Raw genomic sequence first — 15,851 nt, forward strand, 5'->3', positions numbered from 1 at the left:
CTGTGCCCCAGATCGTGCAGTTCACCGCCCCGGGCTTGGTGGAGCTCGTCGAAACGGATGCCATGCCTCTCGGGCCCGGCGACGTGCGGGTGCAGACGCTGTACTCCGGCATCTCGGCCGGGACCGAGCTCACCGCGTATCGCGGGACGAACCCGTATCTCACGTCGACGTGGGATGCGCGGCGGCGGCTGTTCGTCCCCGGCGAACCGAGCTTCAGATATCCGGTGCAGGGCTGGGGATACTCCGAGGTGGGCCGGGTCTGTGAGGTCGCGCCGGATGTGACGTCGCTGCGCGAGGGCGATGTCGTCCACGGCATCTGGGGACACCGCAGCGACGCGGTGCTGCCGGCATCCGTCCTCGACGGGCGGGTGATGCCGACGGATGCCGATCCGATCCTCGGCACGTTCGCGCGGGTCGCGGCCATCGCGCTGAACGCGGTGCTCGCCGCCGACGTGCGCCTCGGGGAGCAGGTCGCGATCTTCGGACAGGGTGTGATCGGCTTGCTGGCGACGCGCCTGGCGGTGCTGTCGGGCGCGCGCGTGCTGGCCGTGGACACGCTGCCGGAGCGGCTGGCGGTCGCCAGGGATTTCGGTGCCGACGTGACCGTCGATGCGACGGGGCGAGGCGGTGCGGGAGCAGCTGTCAGAGTGGCATCCGATGGGGGCGTCGACAGTGCGATCGAGCTGTCGGGGTCGGATCGGGCGCTGCATGAGGCGGTTCGGTCGGTCGTGCCCGACGGCCTCGTGGCGGCTGCCGGGTTCTACCAGGGCGGTGCGCCGGAGCTGCGTCTCGGGGAGGAGTTCCACCACAACCGCGTGCGCATCGTCGCAAGCCAGATCTCCGGCGTGCCCGCGGGCCTGGTCGGACGCTGGAGTCCGGCGCGCCTCGTGCAGACGGTCATGCGGCTGATCTGCGCGGGGACCATCGACGCCGGTGTGCTCGTGACCGATGTCGTGGATGCCGAGGACGTCGCGGCGACGTTCCGGCGACTGGACAGCGGAGACCGGGGCATGCTGCAGGCGGTGCTGCGGTTCGGGCAGGCGGGACGGAGATGACCGTCATCGACGAGGTTCCGGTGTCGTCGCGGGCGCAGGTGTACGCGGAGGGCTGGCAGAGCTGGAGTCCCACCGGTTGGTATCGGCGGGACGACGTCGCGCCGCGGCCCGCGCAGACGTGGGAGCACCTCATGCGTTTCCGCCCCGGTGCTTCCGTCGCCGCGCACGGCGCGCAGGGTGAGGGGCTGTTGCTGGTCGATCCAGGGGACGGTTCCGCCGCACGCGTGTACTGCGCGGTGGATGCCACCGTGGCGGTGCCGTCGATCCGCGCGACGTGGCGCGACGAGCACGTCGTCGTCGACGCGACGGGGGCGGTGCGGTGCTGGGAGGTGGGGGGCGACGCCGGACCCGGTCCGGGGGACGGGGCCGGGGCCGGAGCCGGAGCCGGCACGAACGCCGGCGCGGCGGCGCTGGCGGCCGTGGGTGCGCGAATCGGGGCGGCAGCGGGCGCGCGGACGACCGCGGTGGTGCCTCGGGTCTGGTGCACCTGGTACCGGTACTTCGAAGCGGTGACCGCCGCCGACGTCCGAGAGAACCTCCGGGCGATCGACGCGCTGCGGCTGCCGGTCGACGTCATCCAGATCGATGACGGCTGGAGTCTGGGCACGGGGGAGTGGACGGCACCCAAGCCGGCGTTCGGTTCGCTCGGCGCCACCGTCGACGCGATCCGTCACAGCGGCCGACGTGCGGGTCTGTGGCTGGCGCCGTTCACGGTGGGCGCTTCGTCGGGTCTCGCCCGCCGGCATCCGGATTGGCTCACCGGCCCCGCCGGTCGCAACTGGGGTGACGACCTCGTCGGGCTCGACCTGACCCACCCGGGGGTCAGCGAATACCTCACCGAGGTGTTCACCTGCGTGCGGGACACGGGGGTCGACTACCTCAAGCTCGATTTCCTCTACGGCGGCGCGGTGCCGGGGGTCAGGCGCGACCGCGACGCCTCCGCGATCTCGGCCTACCGCCGCGGCCTGCAGCTCATCCGCGAGGTGATGGGGGAAGGGGCGTACCTGCTCGGCTGCGGCGCGCCGCTGCTGCCGAGCGTGGGGCTCGTCGACGCGATGCGCATCTCGCCCGACACCTTCCACGAGGGCGGTGAGGACGGGCCCCAGGGGCTTCGCGGACGCACGTCGCTGCGGGCGAGAGCGTGGCAGCACGGGCGGCTGTGGACGACCGACCCCGACTGCCTGGTGGCGCGCCCGCAGTTCGCCCTCAGGGAGGAATGGGCTCGAGAGGTGTTCGCCGCCCCCGGCGTGCGCGGGTTCTCCGATCGCATCGACGAGCTCGACGAGCGTGGCATCCGACTCGTGCGGCAGCTGCTGCAGGGGGCACCGGAGTGATCGACGAGGACGCTCTGCGGGCGAAGCTCACACCACTGGTGACGCGGCTCTACCCCGAACAGGCATCCGCGGTGCTGACCGGACTGCTCGCGCTCGCCGAGCGCTGGGCGCCCGTGCTGCCTACGGCGCCGCGCGCTCGTCCCGACGAGGGAACCGCGTACCTGATCACCTACGGGGACGCCTTCCGCAGGTCGGGCGAGCCGCCGCTGCGCACGCTCGCCGGCGTGCTGCGTGAGCAGGTCGGCGACGCGATCACCGATGTGCACCTGCTTCCGATCTATCCCTGGACGTCGGACGACGGGTTCGGCGTCGTCGACCACCGTGAGGTGAACCCTGACCTGGGGTCGTGGGAGGACGTCGCGGACCTGCGGGCCGACCATGCGCTCGCGCTGGACTTCGTCGCCAACCACGTCTCCAGCGCGAGCCCCTGGTTCCGGGGCTGGCTCGCGCGGGATCCGCGGTTCGCGGGGTACTTCCTCGAGCCGGGTCCCGAGTTCGACACCTCCCGCGTGGTGCGTCCGCGGACGACGCCGCTGGTGCACGAGTACGACCGGCCCGACGGGACCGTGGCGCGTGCCTGGACGACGTTCGGACCCGACCAGATCGACGTGGACCCCCGGACGCCCGCGGTGCTCCTGGACCTGACCGACGTGCTGCTCGGGTACCTCGCGCGGGGGGCATCCACGGTGCGGCTGGATGCGATCGGGTTCCTCTGGAAGGAATCGGGATCCACCGGCATCCACCTTCCCCAGACACACACCGTCATTCGGATCTGGCGGGTGCTCGTGGATGCCCTGGCGCCGGGCACCCTGCTGCTCACCGAGACGAACGTGCCGCACTCCGACAACATCCGCTACTTCGGCGACGGGTCGGACGAGGCGCACATGGTGTATCAGTTCGCCCTTCCCCCGCTCGTGCTGCATGCGTTCGTCACGGGGCGGGCGACGGCGCTGGCTCGGTGGGCGGCGGGCATCGAGCCGGTCAGCCCGACCGCGACCTGGTTCAACTTCCTCGCCAGCCACGACGGCATCGGGCTGCGGCCCACCGAGGGGCTGCTCAGCGACGAGGACCGGGAGCTGCTGGTGGAGCGCACTCTGGCCCGCGGCGGGCGGGTGTCGATGGCGCAGCGCCCCGACGGCAGCAGCGGCGTGTATGAGCTGAACACCAACTTCCTCGACGCGCTGGTCGCACCCGACAGCGCGGACCCCGACGGTGACGCCGTCGCACGCGGCCTGGCGGCGCACGCCATCCTCCTGTCGCTGGTGGGAGTGCCGGCCATCTACTACCACTCGCTGTTCGGCTCGGGCCAGGATGCAGCAGGCATGGCGCAGTCCGACATCGCGCGCCGCATCAATCGGGAGGTGCTGGATGCCGACCTGCTGCGGGACGAGTTGCGCTCCTCCCCGCGCCGCGCGGGCATGCTCGACGGTCTGCGGAAGCTTCTCGCCGCGCGGAGGGGACTGCCGGGGCTGTCCCCCTTCGCATCGCAGGTCGTGGAGCGACTCGATGACCGGGTCGTGGTGATCCGCCGGGCGGCGGGGACCGGCGACGAACTGGTTGCCGTGATCAACGTCAGCGGCGACCACCTGCAGGTGCCGTCGCTGTCGGGGACGGACGTGCTCACCGGCATCCGGCACGAGGGCCTGCGGCTGGGCCCGCATGGGTACGCGTGGATCGTTACCGCGGGGCCGGGAGGTGGCGCCGCGGCCGGCCGCTGAGGAACCGGGCGCCGCGGGCATCGGCGTGGGCCCGGATGCGGGGATCTGCCGGAATGCGGATGCCTGCGGCTCAGGGGTCCGCATCTGGGCGGATTCCCTCGTTTCGGCAACGGTGGTAGCCGGTGCCGGGCGCCGCGCGCGGCCGTGGCGGCCGCGCGCCGGTACCCGCCGGCGCGGACGCGCGGCCCGGCCCGCGCTCAGGCCGCCGCGACCTGCTCGGCGTCGAGGATCGTGTACGAGTACCCCTGCTCGGCGAGGAACCGCTGCCGGTTCTGCGCGAAGTCCTGGTCGACGGTGTCGCGGGCGATGAGCGTGTAGAAGCTCGCCGTGTGCCCGTTGGTCTTGGGCCGCAGCAGACGCCCCAGGCGCTGGGCCTCCTCCTGGCGGGAGCCGAACGACCCCGACACCTGGATGGCGACGGATGCCTCGGGCAGGTCGATCGAGAAGTTCGCGACCTTCGACACCACCAGCACCGGCACCTCGCCGACCCGGAACGCCTGGTACAGCTGCTCGCGCTCGTCCACGGGCACCGCGCCGGTGATCTTCGGCGCGTCGAGCGCCTCGGCGAGCTCGTCGATCTGGTCGAGGTACTGGCCGATCACCAGGATCTGCTCGCCCTCGTGGCGGGCCACCAGGTCGCGGACGACCTCGATCTTCACCGGCGCCGTGGCGGCGAGACGGTAGCGGTCCTCGTCGGCGGATGCCGCGTACTCCAGTCGCTCGTCGACGGGCAGGTCCACGCGCACTTCGTAGCAGACGGCGGGGGAGATGAAGCCCTGGGCCTCGATCTCCTTCCAGGGCGCGTCGAAGCGCTTGGGGCCGATGAGGCTGAACACGTCGCCCTCGCGGCCGTCCTCGCGCACGAGCGTGGCGGTGAGACCGAGCCGGCGGCGGGCCTGCAGGTCGGCGGTGAGCTTGAACACCGGCGCCGGCAGCAGGTGCACCTCGTCGTAGACGATGAGGCCCCAGTCGAGGGCGTCCAGCAGCGACAGGTGGGCGTACTGGCCGCCGCGCTTGGCGGTGAGGATCTGGTAGGTCGCGATCGTGACCGGCTTGATCTCCTTGACCTGGCCGGAGTACTCGCCGATCTCCTCGGGCGTGAGGCTCGTGCGCTTGAGCAGCTCGTCGCGCCACTGCCGGGCGCTGACGGTGTTGGTCACGAGGATCAGCGTCGTGGTCTTCGTCTGCGCCATCGCGCCGGCGCCGACCAGGGTCTTGCCCGCGCCGCAGGGGAGCACCACGACGCCCGAGCCGCCCTCGTGGAAGACGTCCACGGCGGTGCGCTGGTAGGGGCGCAGCGTCCAGCCGTCCTCAGCCAGTTCGATCGGGTGCGGGGTGCCCGGGGTGTAGCCGGCGTGGTCCTCGGCGGGCCAGCCGATCTTCAGCAGCTCCTGCTTGATCTGCCCGCGCGCCCACGCGTCGACGACGAAGGTGTCGGGGGTCGGGTGGCCGATCAGCAGCGGGCTGATGCGCTTGTTGCGCGACACCTCAGACAGCACGGCGCCGTCGGTGGAGCGCAGCACCAGCACGCCCTCGCCGAAGCCGGGGACGTCGGCGCGCTCGATGATCAGGCGGCCGTAGCGATTGACGGTCTCGCGCAGGTCCATCGACACCGATGCCGGCACCGGGAACCGCGACCAGCGGTCGAGGGTCGCGAGCATGTCGTCGGCGTCGTGGCCCGCCGCACGGGCATTCCACAGTCCCAGCCGGGTGATGCGGTAGGTGTGGATGTGTTCGGGGGCGCGCTCGAGCTCCGCGAAGATCGCGAGCTCGTGGCGCGCGGTCTCGGCATCCGGATGGGCTACTTCAAGCAGCACCGTCCGGTCGCTCTGCACGATGAGGGGGCCGTCAGCCATAACGTGCAAGTCTAGACCGCACCGGACGGGGTGAGGTCGTCCGGGCGCCCCCTGGCCGCGGTTCGCTCGCGTGCGGCCGCGGCGCACGGCGCGGCGCGAGCGCGGCGCGAGCGTGGCGCGAGCACGGCGCGAGCAGCAGCGCGGCCGACTCAGACCGACTCAGACGGGGTGCACCGACTCGATGCTCGCCACCGGCAGGGTGCGCTCGACGTCGGCCGCCTTGTCGCGTCCGCGCAGGCGTCCCCCGCCCAGGCCGCTGGCCTCGAGGGTGAACGCACGCGTGCTGCCGTCCGGCAGGCGCACCGTGACGGTGATGAGCGCCTTCGCGCGCACGGCGTGCTCGAGCTCGCGGCCCAGCCACGCGGCATCCGAGTCTGACTCGTGCGCGGCCCGCAGCCGTTCCAGCAACGGGGCGTAGGGGTCGGATGCCGGCTCCCCCGGCTGCGCGAGGCGGTGCCGCTGCACGGTGCGCGCGGTGCCCGAGGCATCGTGCATGCTCACCGGGTAGCGCGCGTCGGCGAGCATCCAGAAGACGGCGTCGGGGTTCGAGCGCGAGGCGAGACCCTCGGCGTGGCGCATGAGCCCGAGGGAGCGCAGCGCCTGGTCGACCGCCAGGGTGTCGAGCACGGCCGGGTCGTCGCTGCGTACGAGGGTGAGGCCGGAGGGGTCGTCGACGACCTTCACGAGGCCGTGCCGCGCTGCGGTGCGCTCGATCTCGTAGGCCAGCGGCTGAGGCAGGCCGGTCAGCGACAGCTCGGTGAGGAACGCGCGCATCGACTCGGCCGTCTCGCCCAGGGTGATGGCGGCGCCGATCGACTCCGGGGTGAACCGGTAGCTCGACGCCTGGGCGCGGGACTCCCGCAGCGCCATGGTGCGCAGACGCAGATCCAGGTGCGGGGCCAGCGGCCCCGGGGCGATGGCGGTGAGGTCGTTCTGCAGGAAGACCTTGTCCACCTCCGGCGGCAGCAGGGCGCGGAGGGCCTCGAGGTCGGCGTCGCCGCCGGCGGCCAGCCCCGCCGCCCAGGGCACGCTGTGCCCGTCGGCGCCGACCATCGCCCACCGGTGCAGCAGGCTGCGCCACTGCTCGGCGCGCTCGGGCCACGACGGATCGAAGGGGTATGCCCGCGGCCAGTCGCCCACCGCGATCCAGCCGGCACCGTCTGCGCGCAGACCTGCAGGCAGAGCGTCTCGCAGCCGCCGGGCGACCTCGTCCCAGCGGGCGACGGAGCCGGCCTGCAGCCACTGCAGACCGTCGGCGGTGACGAGCCACTCCTTGCCCGTGGGCGCGGCGAGCCCGGTGGTGGCCGCAACGGCGACCAGTTCGTCGGCGGTGGCGGGGTCGTCCACGATGCCCGCTTCGAGCAGTCGCCGGCGCTCGCTGGCGCCCAGGGCGCCCGAGCCGATGCGCGCCAGCGGCGAGGTCAGCGCCAGCTGCAGGATCTCGGCGAGCGTCGCCGCGGCGGTGAACGCGCGTTCGGCTGCGGCTGCATCCGACTCGGTGGCGCCCGCGGCCGGTTCGGGCGCGGCCGGCGCGACCGGCGCCATCGTGGCCACGGCGGCGGCGACGGCCGGGTACGCCGACCCGTCAGGGGCGACCAGCGCTCGGGTGGTCAGCGCGCTGCGGGCCGGTTCGGGCGCGGTGCCGCCGTCGGCCACGGCGGCCAGGGCTTCGGCGAGCGGGCGGGGAAGGGAAGCGAGCGCCCGGGTGAGCGCAGGGGCATCCTGCAGGGCTTCAGCGGCGTCGAAGAAGTCCGCCCACGATGCGTTCGGAGAGGCGCCGCGTTCGGCGAGTACGGCGCTCAGCACGGCGTCGTTCTGCGTGGCCAGCCAGGTGGCCAGTGCGCGGGAGTCTGCCGAGGAGGCCATGGTCAGTGTGCCTTGTTGGCACGAGCCCTTCGGACGAAGCTCATGATGACGAGGGTCATCAGCAGGACGAAGGCCACGGGCGGGGCGAACCAGACGATCGCTCCCACGGTGGGCCAGATGCCCGACCGCATGTCGCCTCCGGTGGACGATCCGACGATGATCGCCACGAAGCACACGATCGACAGCAGCAGCAGGCCGAAGGACATGTAGGCGAGGATGCGGTCGATCCGGCGGACCGGCACGTCTTCGCGCGGTGAAGGTGTGCTCATTCGCTCCAGACTAGTGGGTGGTCGGTGCCGTAGGCTTGAGTCGGGGTTCCATCGGCCCTATTTTTCCCTGCCCGCGCGCAGGCCCGATTCAGCGAGGTTCGCATGCCCACCGGCAAGGTCAGGTTCTACGACGACGAGAAGGGGTTCGGCTTCATCTCCGCCGATGACGGCCAGGACGTCTTCCTGCACGCCTCCGCCCTCCCCGCCGGCACGACCGGCCTCAAGCCGGGCACCCGGCTGGAGTTCGGGGTGGCAGACGGCAAGCGCGGACTGCAGGCGCTCTCGGTGCGCGTGCTGGAGGCGCCGGTCAGTCTCGCCAAGCGGTCCCGCAAGCCCGCCGACGACATGGCGATCATCGTCGAAGACCTCGTGAAGCTGCTCGACGACATCGGCGGCGACCTGCGCCGTGGCCGCTACCCCAGCGGTTCCCACGCCAAGAAGGTCGCGGCCGTGCTGCGCAAGGTCGCCGATGACTTCGAAGCCTGAGCCCGCCGACGAGCGGCTGCTGCACGCTCACGACCTGGCCCGCGCCGCGCTGCGCGAGGTGACCCCCGACGCGACCATCGGCGATGCCGCCGGCTACACGGTGGAAGAGGGCGGCGTCGTCTCGCTGCGCTTCAACAACCGGATGCCGGGATACCCGGGCTGGTTCTGGACGGTCAGTGTCGCCGCCGTCGAGGATGCCGATCCGACCGTGCTCGAAGTCGAGCTGCTGCCCGGTGACGGCGCGCTGCTCGCTCCCGAGTGGGTGCCGTGGGCCGTGCGGCTCGCGGACTACCAGGCAGCCCAGGCAGCCCAGGCGGCCGCCGCAGCCGAAGCCGGGGAGCCCGTCGAGGACGGCGACGAGTCCTACGACGTCGAAGACCTCGACGACCTGGATGCCGCCGACTTCGACGACGACGGCTCCGCCATCCTGCACGGCGGCGACCTGGACGGCGTGGACATCGACGAGCTCGATGACAGCGGCGCCGACGACGCGCTCGCCCAGGACGGCGACGACGACGTCGATCACGACGCGGACGACGATGACGCGGACGACGATGACTCGGACGACGCCGACTCGGACGACGACGCCGACGATGACGTGGACGACGACTCGGACGAGGACGACCGCTAGAACGCACGGAAAAGGGGGCCGACGTCGTGTGACGCCGGCCCCCTTTCGTGTTCGCGGGTGTCAGCCCCGCACGGTGAACGGTGCGCTCAGCAGCGCGCCCTCGCGCGACGACGGGCCGACCAGCAGCTCGAAGGCGCCGGGCTCGACGACGCGGCGACCCGCGGCATCCACGATGGTGCAATCGGCCTGAGGGCCGCCGACTCAGAGGTGGTCGACGACCTGCTCGATGCAGCGGATGAGCTGGCGCACATCGGACGGCTCGATGGAGACGAACGTCGCCACACGCAGCTGGTTGCGACCGAGCTTGCGGTACGGCTCGGTGTCGACGATGCCGTTGGCGCGCAGCACCTTGGCGACCTCGGCGGCATCCACCGCGTCATCGAAGTCGATCGTGGCGACGACCTGTGAGCGGTCGGCCGGGTCCGCGACGAAGGGCGTGGCGTACGGCGTCGCCTCGGCCCACTCGTACAGTGCCGACGACGACTGGCGGGTGCGGGCGTCGGCCCACTGCAGGCCGCCGCTCTGGATCATCCAGTCGAGCTGGTTGTCGAGCAGGTACAGGGTCGTCAGCGCCGGGGTGTTGAGTGTCTGGTTCAGGCGCGAGTTGTCCAGCGCGTTCTTCAGGCTCAGGAACTCGGGGATGTACCTGCCCGATGCCGCGATGCGCTCGATCCGCTCGACCGCGGCGGGGGAGACGAACGCGAGCCACAGGCCCCCGTCGGAGCCGAGGTTCTTCTGCGGCGCGAAGTAGTAGACATCGGCCTGGCGCAGCGAGAAGTCGATGCCGCCGGCGGCGCTGGTCGCGTCGATCACGGTGAGCGCGCCGGGGTCGCCGTGCACGCGCTCGACGGGGGCCATGACGCCGGTGGAGGTCTCGTTGTGCGGCCAGGCGTAGACGTCGACGCCCTCAACCGGCTCGGCGACCGCGCGGGTGCCGGGGGCGGCCTTGCGCACGTCGGGCGCCTGCAGCCACGGGGCGGCCGCGGCGGCGGCGAACTTGCCGCCGAACTCGCCGAAGACGAGGTTCTGGCTGCGGTTCTCGATGAGTCCGAACGCGGCGGCGTCCCAGAAGGCCGTCGAGCCGCCGTTGCCGAGAATCACCTCGTAGCCGTCCGGCAGGCGGAACAGCTCGCCGAGGTTCGCCCGCACGCTGGCGACGAGGCTCTTCACCGGCGCCTGGCGGTGCGACGTGCCCAGCAGCGCCAGCCCGGGGCCGACGAGAGACGCGATCTGCTCGGCGCGCACCTTGGAGGGTCCGCAGCCGAAGCGTCCGTCGGTGGGCAGGATGTCGCGGGGCAGCGTCACATGGGCCATGTGCTGATTGTAGGGCCGCGCCCGAGGGCATCCCGGCGCCTCAGGAGCCGTATGACGGCCAGACGATAGGCTGGAAGAGCTGCCACCACTCCTGACATCGAGGCTTTGATGACCGATCTGATCGACACCACCGAGATGTATCTCCGCACCATCCTGGAGCTGGAGGAAGAGGACATCATCCCCCTGCGTGCGCGCATCTCCGAGCGTCTCGGGCACTCCGGCCCGACCGTCTCGCAGACCGTCGGCCGCATGGAGCGCGACGGACTGGTCGTGGTGTCGGAGGACCGCCGGCTCGAACTCACCGACGAGGGCCGGCAGAAGGCCGTCGACGTGATGCGCAAGCACCGCCTCGCCGAACGGCTGCTCAGTGACGTCATCGGGCTGGACTGGTCGTACGTGCACGAAGAGGCGTGCCGGTGGGAGCACGTGATGAGCGAGCAGGTCGAACGGCGGCTGATCGAACTGCTCGGCCACCCCACCGAGTCGCCGTACGGCAACCCCATCCCGGGGCTCGACCAGCTGGGCGACATCCCCGCCCACACGTTCGACCAGGGAGTGGTGGGACTCGTGCGCCGCCTGCACGCCGCCGGCGGCCCGATCCGCGCCACGGTGCGCCGCCTGGCCGAGCCCGTGCAGGTCGACCCCGAGCTGCTCACGCAGCTGCGCGCGGCGGGCGTGGTGCCCGGCGCGACCGGTGACTTCCAGTTCAACGAGGGCTACGTGCTCGTGCAGATGGACGACAACGACGAGGCGCTCGAACTGCCGGTCGAAGTGGCGTCGCACATCTTCCTCATCGACGATCGCGGCTGACCCCGCGGGAAGGTCGGATGAACGGCCGCTCACGCGCTGTGCAACCGGGCGTGACATGTTCGTTATCTTCGGGTAGCCTCAGGGAAGTCCCACGGCGAGAAGCACGCCAACGGATGCCACGAGGATTGCCTCCCCGGCTCGTCTTCCACGTGGGATCGCATATCTGTGCCCCGACACCGAATGCCGACGAGCCGGCGTCACTCGGCGCGGAGGCGCGCGGAGGGTTGACTTGACCGAAGCACAAGATTCGTCTCGCGGTGACGCTGAGATCGCTCCCACGCGCGGGACTCGTCGATCTGCGCGGAGCCTCGCAGCCGCCGCGTCCACGCGGCTCGTGCGGCGTCGTCCGGCCGTTCCCGCCGCGGCATCCGCGTCATCGCTGCCTCGGGCCGAGAAGAACAGGCCCGCCCGCAACATCACGATCGTCGCGATGGTCGTGGGCCTCGTGGCCTCCGTCGCGCTGCCGGCCTACGCCGCCTCCTCGCGTCCGGTGGCCGATGAGGTCGCCGTGACCCAGCACCAGGTCGCCGCCGACAACGCGCAGTCGCTCGTCGTGGCATCCGAGGCCACCCCCGAAGCGCTCGAGCGCTACAGCTACTCGGCCACCACGCCCGAGGAGATCGAGAAGAAGAAGGCCGAAGAAGCCGCCGCCGCGCGCGCCGCCGCCGCGGCCGTCGCCCGGGCGAGCGCCGTCACGCGCACCGCCGAGGTCGCCTCGGTCGACCTGTCGATGACCGCTCCCGGCTCGGGCGAGGTGCGCTGGCCGGTCACCGCCTTCACCTACCAGAGCTACAACCTCTTCGGCGGATATCCCGGACACAAGGGCTTCGACCTCATGTCGGGCTCAGGCACCCCCATCTTCGCCGCGGCATCCGGCGTCGTGCGCACCTCGACCGACGGCGGCGGCAGCTACGGCGCCGTCGTGATGATCGACTCGGTCGTCGGCGGCCAGCAGGTCAGCACCACGTACGCGCACATGAGCTACGGCACCCGCGTCGTCTCGGCCGGCCAGAGCGTGCAGGCCGGGCAGCTGATCGGCCAGGTCGGCCAGAGCGGCAACGCCACCGCGCCGCACCTGCACTTCGAGGTGCAGGTCAACGGGTCGTTCGTCGATCCGCTGGCGTGGCTGCAGAGCAACGCGGGCTGAGTCCGCTTCGTCGCCCGGCTGTGCCGGGGACGTGGGCGTGTGCGACACGCGCAACCCGCCGTTCTTCCGCTCTCCGGCGCCCATGGGTGGAGGGTGGGTTACCCTGATCCCGACGCTGAGAGAAGCGGAGGGAAGCCGATGGACGGCACGCGACGCACCCGAACCACGGGTGCGCTCGGGCTGCTCGTCCTTCGGCATCGTGAGATCGGATGCCGCGGTGCTGCCGCGGCGCCCAGGCGCTGTCTGTGAGGACGGCGCCTTTTTTCATACCCTGACGCGGATCGATCGTCACCGCAGTTCGAATTTCCGGGAATCCGTTCCGGCCATTCGAGAGGACATCGATTGTGCGCACACTGGTGCTGAACGCCGGCTACGAGCCGCTGGCCGTCATCTCCTTCAAGCGAGCCCTGGTGCTCGTGATGAATGAGAAGGCCACCATCGTCGAACGCGTCGAGGGCGACCCCGTCTGGGGTGCGCGCGGCGCCTACGACCGACCGGCGGTGATCCTGCTCACCCGCTATGTGCGGGTGCCGGGTGCGCGGCGGGTGCCGGTGACGCGCCGCGGCGTGCTGCGCCGTGATGGGCACCACTGCGCCTACTGCGGCAAGGCGGCGGCGACCATCGACCACGTGATGCCGCGCTCGCGCGGCGGCGCCGACTCGTGGGAGAACCTCGTGGCCGCGTGCGTGCGCTGCAACAACACCAAGGGCGACCGCACGCCGCAGGAGATCGGGTGGCACCTGCGGATCACCCCGCGTGCCCCCCGCGGCGCGCAGTGGACCGTGCGCGGCACCGAACGCAGCGACCCGCGCTGGGAGCCGTACCTGGTGCTCGCCGCGTAGCGCGGGGCGCGAGGCGGTTGCGGGACTCGGGGTTTGTGGCGCCCGGGGGCGTGTGTGGTGCCCGGGTGCCGAGGGCAGTGTCGCGCTCCGGCATCCCACGCGGCATCCGCCCTGCGGGCGATGTCGGAACCCGAGCGTATCTTCGACCCTGACGTTGATGATCTAGAACATCCGTTCTAGTCTGGGTTGGTGAGGTCGATCGTGCGCAACCGGGCTGCGGCAGAAGACGTGCAGCGTCTGCGCGCGCAGCTCGAGCGCGTGCAGGGGCGTCGCATGGACGCCCCGGTGCTGCCCGCCGACCCGGCGCTCGCGGGACTGCTGCCGGGGCGCGGGCTGCGGCCGGGGTCGGCGTACGCGCTCGGCTCGTCGCTCACGCTGCTGTCGGCGCTGCTGGCGCCGCCCTCGCAGGCCGGCTCCTGGTGCGGGGTGGTCGGCATGCCGGAGTTCGGTGCCGAGGCGGCCGAGCGGGTGGGGGTCGCCCTCGACAAGCTGGTGCTGATCCCCGAGCCCGGCACCCGGTGGCTGGCGGTCACGGCGGCCATCGCCGAGGTGCTGCCGGTGGTGGCGGTGCGCCCGCCCTCGCGGGCGAGGGATGCCGACGTCTCGCGGCTGGCCGCCCGGCTGCGTGAGCGCGGCGCGGTGCTGCTGGTGCAGGGCACCTGGCCGCAGACCGAGGCGATGATCGACGTGAGCGACCCGGTGTGGTCGGGGGTCGGCGACGGCTATGGCTATCTCGCCGCCCGCGAGCTCACCGTCACCGTCTCGAGCCGCCGCACCCCGGTGCCGCGCCGCGCGCGCGTGCAGCTGCCGGCATCGTCGGGGCAGGTGGCCGCGGCATCCACCCCGGTGCCGCGCTCGGTGCCGCTGCCGATTCCCATCCGGGCGGCCGGATGAGCACCGCACCCGACACCCCCGTGCCCCGCACCCTCGTGCTGTGGCTGCCGGACTGGCCCGTCGTCGCCCTCGCCCGCGAGGCGGGGGTGGATGCCGCCGCGCCCGTCGCCGTGCTCGCCAAGGGGGCGGTGGTCGCCTGTTCCGCGGCCGCCCGCGCCGAGGGGGTGCGGCGGGGGCAGCGCCGCCGTGATGCGCAGGCCCGGTGCCCGCAGCTGACGGTCGCCGACGCCGACCCCACCCGCGACCAGCGGGTGTTCGCGCCGCTCATCGCCCGCATCGAGGAGCTCGCCCCCGGGGTGCAGTTGCTGCGGGCGGGCCTCTGCGCACTGCGCGCCCGGGGACCGGCCCGCTATTACGGCGGCGAGGAGCGTGCCGCCCACACCCTGCGCGACGCGATGGGCGAGACCGACACCCGCATCGCGATCGCCGACGGCCCCTTCACCGCAGAGCAGGCCGCCCGTCGCACCCTCGCCGACGCCCCGGTGCGCATCGTGCCGGCGGGGGAGTCCGCCGCCTTCCTCGCGCCGCTGCCGATCACCGCGCTCGACGAGCCCGACATCGTCGACCTGCTGGGCAGGCTCGGCGTGCAGACCCTCGGGCAGTTCGCGGCCCTCCCCGCCGAGCGCGTCGGCGAGCGGCTGGGGGAGCGTGGCATCCGCCTGCATGCGCTCGCGGCCGGGCGCGACTCCCGTCCGGTGCAGCCGCGCACGCCGCCGCCGGATCTCGACCGCGAGGTGGCGTTCGAGCCGCCGCTCGAGATCGCCGACCAGGTGGCGTTCGCGATGCGCGTCGCCGCCGAGGAGTTCATCGGCGCGCTCGGCGCCCTCGACCTCGTGTGCACCGAGCTGCGGGTGCAGATCACCGGCGACCGGGCCGAGAACAGTGAGCGGGTGTGGCTGCACCCCGGCGCGTTCACCGCCGGCGAGGTGGTCGACCGGGTGCGCTGGCAGCTGGGCGAGGCGGGGCTGCGCAGCGCCGTCACGCGGGTGCGCATCGCCCCCGAGACGGTGGATGCCGCCGCCCACCACGTGCGCTCGCTCTTCGGGGGCGGGCCGGATGAACGGGTGCACCATGCGCTGTCGCGGGTGCAGGCGATGCTGGGGCATCGCGGCGTGGTGACGCCCGTCGTCGGGGGCGGCCGCTGGCTGAGCGAGCGGCAGGTGCTCGTGCCGTGGGGCGACCGCCCGGTGGTGCCGCGGCCCCGCGAGCGGCCGTGGCCCGGGAGCCTGCCCGACCCGCTGCCGTCGACGGTGTTCGACCCGCCGCTGCCGGTGGCGGTGGTCGATGCCGACGGCGACACGGTGGCGGTCGGCGATCGCGACGCGCTGACCGCGCCGCCGGCGGTGCTGGTCGAGAGCGGGCGGCGCCGGCGCATCGACGCGTGGGCGGGGCCGTGGCCGGTGCGCGAGCGCGGATGGGATGCCGCGCGCGCCCGGCAGGCGCACCGGTTCCAGGTGGTGGATGCCGACCAGTCGGCGTGGCTGCTCGTCTGCGAGGCCGGCGACTGGTCAGCCGAGGGTCGTTATGACTGACCGGTCGTTGAGCGAGCCCCACCGGTCGTTGAGCGAGCGGAGCGAGACGAAACGCAGCAACCACCGGTCGTTGAGCGAGCGGAGCGAGACGAAACGC

General features: G+C 72.5%; 14 protein-coding genes and 1 pseudogene. 10 read left to right on the top strand and 5 right to left on the bottom strand.

Going from position 1 to position 15,851, the window contains the following annotated elements:
- Nucleotides 1-2: 2 nt before the first annotated feature.
- The 3 genes from NQ165_RS07540 to NQ165_RS07550 are packed head-to-tail and all read left to right on the top strand — an operon-like array spanning nucleotide 3 to nucleotide 4,107.
- On the top strand, nucleotides 3-1,055 hold the full coding sequence (locus NQ165_RS07540; protein ID WP_257525761.1) for a zinc-binding alcohol dehydrogenase: 1,053 nt from the start codon (nucleotides 3-5) through the stop codon (nucleotides 1,053-1,055).
- Entirely contained in the window at nucleotides 1,052-2,389 is a 1,338-nt protein-coding gene (locus NQ165_RS07545) for a glycoside hydrolase family 36 protein (RefSeq protein WP_257532265.1), read from the top strand. The genes NQ165_RS07540 and NQ165_RS07545 overlap by 4 nt, the downstream gene beginning before the upstream one ends.
- Entirely contained in the window at nucleotides 2,386-4,107 is a 1,722-nt protein-coding gene (locus tag NQ165_RS07550; RefSeq protein ID WP_257525759.1) for an alpha-amylase family glycosyl hydrolase, read from the top strand. Before NQ165_RS07545 ends, NQ165_RS07550 begins: the two co-directional genes overlap by 4 nt.
- A 197-nt stretch (nucleotides 4,108-4,304) precedes the next feature.
- Here NQ165_RS07550 and NQ165_RS07555 read toward each other — a convergent pair whose 3' ends face one another.
- The 3 genes from NQ165_RS07555 to NQ165_RS07565 form a co-directional block, all read right to left on the bottom strand.
- On the bottom strand, nucleotides 4,305-5,963 hold the full coding sequence (locus NQ165_RS07555) for a DNA repair helicase XPB (RefSeq protein ID WP_257525758.1): 1,659 nt from the start codon (nucleotides 5,961-5,963) through the stop codon (nucleotides 4,305-4,307).
- A 159-nt stretch (nucleotides 5,964-6,122) separates the two neighbouring features.
- Nucleotides 6,123-7,829: a helicase-associated domain-containing protein gene (locus tag NQ165_RS07560; protein ID WP_257532267.1), complete on the bottom strand. Its 1,707-nt coding sequence runs from the start codon at nucleotides 7,827-7,829 to the stop codon at nucleotides 6,123-6,125.
- A 2-nt stretch (nucleotides 7,830-7,831) separates the two neighbouring features.
- Entirely contained in the window at nucleotides 7,832-8,098 is a 267-nt protein-coding gene (locus tag NQ165_RS07565) for a multidrug ABC transporter ATPase (RefSeq protein ID WP_257525756.1), read from the bottom strand.
- Between the two features lie 102 nt (nucleotides 8,099-8,200).
- Here NQ165_RS07565 and NQ165_RS07570 point away from each other — a divergent pair, with 102 nt between their 5' ends.
- Complete coding sequence (locus NQ165_RS07570) at nucleotides 8,201-8,584, top strand: cold-shock protein (protein WP_257516884.1); 384 nt, start codon at nucleotides 8,201-8,203, stop codon at nucleotides 8,582-8,584.
- Nucleotides 8,568-9,215 (top strand): DUF3027 domain-containing protein, encoded by a 648-nt coding sequence (locus NQ165_RS07575; protein WP_257532269.1) that lies wholly within the window; start codon nucleotides 8,568-8,570, stop codon nucleotides 9,213-9,215. The genes NQ165_RS07570 and NQ165_RS07575 overlap by 17 nt, the downstream gene beginning before the upstream one ends.
- A 60-nt stretch (nucleotides 9,216-9,275) precedes the next feature.
- Here the strand turns inward: NQ165_RS07575 and NQ165_RS07580 are convergent.
- Together NQ165_RS07580 and serC are read right to left on the bottom strand one after the other, a co-directional pair.
- A pseudogene (locus NQ165_RS07580) lies at nucleotides 9,276-9,407 on the bottom strand (beta-glucosidase); the annotation flags it as partial.
- A 9-nt stretch (nucleotides 9,408-9,416) separates the two neighbouring features.
- Nucleotides 9,417-10,529: a phosphoserine transaminase gene (serC, locus tag NQ165_RS07585; protein WP_257525754.1), complete on the bottom strand. Its 1,113-nt coding sequence runs from the start codon at nucleotides 10,527-10,529 to the stop codon at nucleotides 9,417-9,419.
- A 108-nt stretch (nucleotides 10,530-10,637) separates the two neighbouring features.
- On the opposite strand from serC, the gene NQ165_RS07590 reads away from it, so the two are divergent.
- The 5 genes from NQ165_RS07590 to NQ165_RS07610 all read left to right on the top strand — a co-directional run bounded on the left by NQ165_RS07590 (nucleotide 10,638) and on the right by NQ165_RS07610 (nucleotide 15,754).
- Nucleotides 10,638-11,339 (top strand): metal-dependent transcriptional regulator, encoded by a 702-nt coding sequence (locus tag NQ165_RS07590; RefSeq protein ID WP_257532271.1) that lies wholly within the window; start codon nucleotides 10,638-10,640, stop codon nucleotides 11,337-11,339.
- Between the two features lie 334 nt (nucleotides 11,340-11,673).
- Complete coding sequence (locus NQ165_RS07595) at nucleotides 11,674-12,486, top strand: M23 family metallopeptidase (protein WP_257525752.1); 813 nt, start codon at nucleotides 11,674-11,676, stop codon at nucleotides 12,484-12,486.
- 344 nt (nucleotides 12,487-12,830) lie between these two features.
- Complete coding sequence (locus NQ165_RS07600) at nucleotides 12,831-13,328, top strand: HNH endonuclease (RefSeq protein WP_257532273.1); 498 nt, start codon at nucleotides 12,831-12,833, stop codon at nucleotides 13,326-13,328.
- A 189-nt stretch (nucleotides 13,329-13,517) separates the two neighbouring features.
- Nucleotides 13,518-14,222 carry a hypothetical protein gene (locus tag NQ165_RS07605; protein ID WP_374940930.1) on the top strand — a complete coding sequence of 235 codons (705 nt, stop codon included), beginning with the start codon at nucleotides 13,518-13,520 and terminating at the stop codon, nucleotides 14,220-14,222.
- Entirely contained in the window at nucleotides 14,219-15,754 is a 1,536-nt protein-coding gene (locus NQ165_RS07610; RefSeq protein WP_257532275.1) for a DNA polymerase Y family protein, read from the top strand. Before NQ165_RS07605 ends, NQ165_RS07610 begins: the two co-directional genes overlap by 4 nt.
- Nucleotides 15,755-15,851: the final 97 nt, after the last annotated feature.

Origin of the sequence: Microbacterium sp. zg.Y1084 (genome assembly GCF_024623595.1) — a bacterium.
Taxonomy (GTDB): Bacteria; Actinomycetota; Actinomycetes; order Actinomycetales; family Microbacteriaceae; genus Microbacterium; species Microbacterium wangruii.

Coding starts and splice junctions, on each gene's coding strand:
- NQ165_RS07545 (WP_257532265.1), top strand. CDS start 1,052: ATGACCGTCATCGACGAGGTTCCGGTGTCGTCGCGGGCGCAGGTGTAC.
- NQ165_RS07555 (WP_257525758.1), bottom strand. CDS start 5,963: ATGGCTGACGGCCCCCTCATCGTGCAGAGCGACCGGACGGTGCTGCTT.
- NQ165_RS07565 (WP_257525756.1), bottom strand. CDS start 8,098: ATGAGCACACCTTCACCGCGCGAAGACGTGCCGGTCCGCCGGATCGAC.
- serC (WP_257525754.1), bottom strand. CDS start 10,529: ATGGCCCATGTGACGCTGCCCCGCGACATCCTGCCCACCGACGGACGC.
- NQ165_RS07570 (WP_257516884.1), top strand. CDS start 8,201: ATGCCCACCGGCAAGGTCAGGTTCTACGACGACGAGAAGGGGTTCGGC.
- NQ165_RS07590 (WP_257532271.1), top strand. CDS start 10,638: ATGACCGATCTGATCGACACCACCGAGATGTATCTCCGCACCATCCTG.
- NQ165_RS07560 (WP_257532267.1), bottom strand. CDS start 7,829: ATGGCCTCCTCGGCAGACTCCCGCGCACTGGCCACCTGGCTGGCCACG.
- NQ165_RS07610 (WP_257532275.1), top strand. CDS start 14,219: ATGAGCACCGCACCCGACACCCCCGTGCCCCGCACCCTCGTGCTGTGG.
- NQ165_RS07575 (WP_257532269.1), top strand. CDS start 8,568: ATGACTTCGAAGCCTGAGCCCGCCGACGAGCGGCTGCTGCACGCTCAC.